Genomic DNA, 3,720 nt, shown 5'->3' on the forward strand with positions numbered 1-3,720 from the left:
TATGACAGTGCCGCGCCCCCCTGGTTTTAGCCTGGGGGGCGCGGCACTGTCATATGGCCGTAAACAGACGCGTCGGCCGCACGCGTCACAGGCTGCAGGAGCGAGGCACCACATGACCGACCCCGTGACGCTGGACGGCGAGGGCGCCATCGGCGAGTTCGACGAGAAGCGCGCCGAGAACGCCGTACGAGAGCTGCTGATCGCGGTCGGGGAGGACCCGGACCGGGAGGGGCTCAGGGAGACGCCGGCGCGGGTGGCGCGGGCGTACAAGGAGATCTTCGCGGGCTTGTGGCAGAAGCCCGAGGACGTGCTGACCACGACGTTCGACATCGGGCACGACGAGATGGTGCTCGTGAAGGACATTGAGGTGTACTCGACTTGTGAGCATCATCTGGTCCCGTTCCGGGGGGTCGCTCACGTCGGATACATTCCGGCCACCAGCGGGAAGATCACCGGGCTGTCCAAGCTGGCCCGTCTCGTGGATGTCTACGCCCGCCGCCCGCAGGTGCAGGAACGACTCACCACGCAGATCGCCGACTCGCTGATGGAGATACTGGAGCCGCGCGGCGTCATCGTGGTCGTGGAGTGCGAGCACATGTGCATGTCGATGCGGGGCATCCGCAAGCCGGGTGCCAAGACCCTCACCTCGGCGGTGCGCGGGCAGCTGCGGGACGCCGCGACGCGGAACGAGGCGATGAGCCTCATCATGGCCCGCTGACCGGTCCCGGCGGCAGGAGCGGCCGACCACGGCCCGCTCCCGGGGGCCTAGGCTTGTCGTATGAGCAAGCTGAACCGGCGCGGCCGAGTGGCTGGTATGCCTCTGTGGGACCGCTGCGCGGTCATGGGCGTCGTGAACGTCACCCCGGACTCCTTCTCCGACGGCGGCCGCTGGTTCGACACCACGGCGGCCGTCAAGCACGGTCTGGAACTGGTCGCGGAGGGCGCCGACCTGGTCGACGTGGGCGGTGAGTCGACCCGCCCCGGCGCCACCCGTGTCGACGAGACCGAGGAACTGCGGCGGGTCGTCCCCGTCGTGCGGGGCCTGGCCTCCGAGGGCGTCACCGTCTCCGTGGACACCGTGCGCGCCTCCGTCGCCGAGCAGGCACTCGCGGCCGGAGCCGCCCTCGTCAACGACGTCAGCGGCGGTCTCGCCGACCCCGCGATGATCCCGGTCGTCGCCGACGCCGGTGCCCCCTTCGTGGTCATGCACTGGCGCGGCTTCCTGGAGGGCGGCAACGTCAGGGGTGTGTACGAGGACGTCGTCTCCGAGGTGGTGGACGAGCTCCGCGCCCGAGTGGAGGCCGTTCTGGAGGGCGGTGTCGCCCCCGACCGCGTCATCGTCGACCCCGGGCTCGGCTTCTCCAAGGACGCCGAGCACGATCTCGCCCTGCTCGCCCACCTCGACCGGCTGCTCGGACTCGGCCACCCCCTGCTGGTCGCCGCCTCCCGCAAGCGGTTCCTCGGCCGGGTGCTGGCCGGACCCGAGGGTGCCCCGCCGCCCGCGCGGGAACGCGACGCGGCCACCGCCGCCGTCTCCGCCCTCGCCGCCCAGCAGGGCGCCTGGGCGGTCCGCGTGCACGAGGTGCGCGCCACCGCCGACGCCGTCCGCGTCACCCGCGCGATCGAAGGAGCCCGGGAGCGGTGAGTTCGGCCCACACCGACGTCGAACAGGTCGAACTCGCCAACACGGCCTTCTACGAGGCGATGGAGCAGGGCGACTTCGAGACGCTCTCCTCGCTCTGGTTGGACCCCGCCGACCTGGGCGTGGACGAGGAGTACCACGACCCCGCCGAGACCGGCGTGATCTCCTGTGTGCACCCGGGCTGGCCGGTGCTCACCGGCCGCGGCGAGGTGCTGCGGTCGTACGCGCTGATCATGGCGAACACCGAGTACATCCAGTTCTTCCTCACCGACGTGCATGTCTCCGTCACCGGGGACACCGCTCTGGTGACCTGCACGGAGAACATCCTCAGCGGCGCGCCGGCCCCGGACGGCAGCGACGAGTTGGGGCCGCTCGTCGGGCAGCTCGTCGTCGCCACCAACGTGTTCCGCCGTACGGCCGACGGCTGGCGGCTCTGGTCGCACCACGCCTCTCCCGTCCTCACCGAATCCGCCGACGACGAGGGCGAGGAGTCGCCTTCCTGACCCGGTGGACGCCGCCGGACGGGCCGTGACGTGACGCGGAACACGGCCGTCCGGGTATGGGCGGCGCCCAGCGCGTGAGCCATCGTGTTCCCTGCGGGAAACGCCCGGTGAACCCTTGCCCCCGGGGAGTGGGCACGGCCTTCCCGGGGCAGGCGCTGTCAGTGCCCGCAGGTAGATTCGTGGTGGCCGGTGTGTCGACCGCACCCGGAAGACACCGGCCGCTACCGACGATTGCAGGAGTGATTCGCGTGGATCGTGTCGCGCTGCGCGGCCTGAAGGCCCGCGGGTACCACGGAGTGTTCCCGCATGAACGCGAGGAGGGCCAGACCTTCGTCGTGGACCTCACGCTGGGCCTCGACACCCGGCCGGCCGCGGCCGACGACGACCTCACGAAGACCGTGCACTACGGGATCGTGGCGGAGGAGGTCGTGGGCATCGTCGAGGGCGAGCCGGTGAATCTGATCGAGACCCTCGCCGAGCGCATCGCCCGGGCGTGTCTGGGGCACGAGGGGGTCCAGGAGGTCGAGGTGAGCGTCCACAAGCCGAACGCCCCGATCACCGTCCCCTTCGACGACGTGACCGTCACCATCACCCGGAGCCGAGTATGACCGCGTTCTTCACCGGGGGTCAGAGCGACCCGACCGTCCAGCCGGTGCCCGCCTCCGTGGTGCGGAAGGTGGACGAGGCCGACACGACACTCCAGAACCCCCGGCGCGCCGTGCTCTCCCTCGGCTCCAACCTGGGCAACCGTCTGGAGAACCTCCAGGGCGCCATCGACGCGCTGGAGGACACACCCGGCGTGCGCGTGAAAGCCGTGTCGCCGGTGTACGAGACGGAGCCGTGGGGTGTCGCGCCGGGCAGCCAGCCGTCGTACTACAACGCGGTCGTCGTCCTGAAGACCACGCTGCCCCCGTCGTCCCTGCTGGAGCGGGCGCAGGCCGTCGAGGAGGCCTTCCACCGGGTCCGCGACGAGCGGTGGGGGCCGCGCACGCTGGACGTGGACATCGTCTCCTACGCCGACGTGATCTCCGACGACCCGGCCCTGACGCTGCCGCACCCGCGCGCCCACGAACGGGCCTTCGTCCTCGCGCCCTGGCACGACGTGGAGCCGGAGGCCCTGCTCGCCGGCCGCGGCTCGGTGGCCGCGATCCTCGGCGACCTCACCCGTGAAGGCGTGTCGCCCCGCGCCGACCTGGAACTCCACCTGCCCGAGTAGTCGTTAAGGTCTACCGGGTCGGGATCGTCACCCGACGCCGCCGGGACCAGGGATCGGACCGACCGTCCGACGCCCGCGGCTCCCGGCGTCCGTGGACCACCGGACTCGTCGAAAGGGCATCGTGAAAGAGCTGCGCATCAGGACGCTGGCCACGGTGTTCGTCGTGGCGGGGGTGCTGTCCTGGGCCGGGGCACGGCTGTGGTACTCGGTGGGCACACTGCCGAGCGTGCCGCTGGCCGCGCCCATCGTCCTCGCCCTGATCGCCGCCGTCCTCACCGCCACCGCGCTCTCCATCCGCAGTCGGCTCAAGGCCCAGCGGGAGCGGCAGCCCGACGCCAAGGGGGTCGACCCCCTGATGG

6 protein-coding genes are annotated in these 3,720 nt (G+C 71.3%); all 6 read left to right on the forward strand.

The features are described from left to right. Window positions 1-112 precede the first annotated feature (112 nt). Window positions 113-718 carry a GTP cyclohydrolase I FolE gene (gene folE / locus AOK15_RS36570; RefSeq protein ID WP_055522853.1) on the forward strand — a complete coding sequence of 202 codons (606 nt, stop codon included), beginning with the start codon at window positions 113-115 and terminating at the stop codon, window positions 716-718. 60 nt (window positions 719-778) lie between these two features. Continuing rightward, a complete protein-coding gene (gene folP, locus AOK15_RS36575; protein ID WP_055522855.1) occupies window positions 779-1,645 on the forward strand; it encodes a dihydropteroate synthase in 867 nt (288 codons plus the stop codon). Next, entirely contained in the window at window positions 1,642-2,145 is a 504-nt protein-coding gene (locus AOK15_RS36580; RefSeq protein ID WP_055522857.1) for a nuclear transport factor 2 family protein, read from the forward strand. The genes folP and AOK15_RS36580 overlap by 4 nt, the downstream gene beginning before the upstream one ends. Window positions 2,146-2,393: 248 nt before the next feature. After that, entirely contained in the window at window positions 2,394-2,753 is a 360-nt protein-coding gene (folB, locus tag AOK15_RS36585) for a dihydroneopterin aldolase (RefSeq protein WP_055522859.1), read from the forward strand. Beyond that, window positions 2,750-3,361, forward strand: a complete 612-nt coding sequence (gene folK, locus AOK15_RS36590; RefSeq protein ID WP_055522862.1) for a 2-amino-4-hydroxy-6-hydroxymethyldihydropteridine diphosphokinase — start codon at window positions 2,750-2,752, stop codon at window positions 3,359-3,361. Before folB ends, folK begins: the two co-directional genes overlap by 4 nt. A 121-nt stretch (window positions 3,362-3,482) precedes the next feature. Further along, window positions 3,483-3,720, forward strand: a 238-nt coding sequence (locus AOK15_RS36595; RefSeq protein ID WP_157870480.1) for a DUF3180 family protein, incomplete at its 3' end; no start/stop codon positions are given.

Origin of the sequence: Streptomyces ossamyceticus (assembly GCF_001418475.1) — a bacterium.
Classification (GTDB): domain Bacteria; phylum Actinomycetota; class Actinomycetes; order Streptomycetales; family Streptomycetaceae; genus Streptomyces; species Streptomyces ossamyceticus.

Bases quoted from the DNA above. Each gene is read 5' to 3' on its own strand.
- folE (WP_055522853.1), top strand. From the start codon at position 113: ATGACCGACCCCGTGACGCTGGACGGCGAGGGCGCCATCGGCGAGTTC.
- folP (WP_055522855.1), top strand. From the start codon at position 779: ATGAGCAAGCTGAACCGGCGCGGCCGAGTGGCTGGTATGCCTCTGTGG.
- folK (WP_055522862.1), top strand. From the start codon at position 2,750: ATGACCGCGTTCTTCACCGGGGGTCAGAGCGACCCGACCGTCCAGCCG.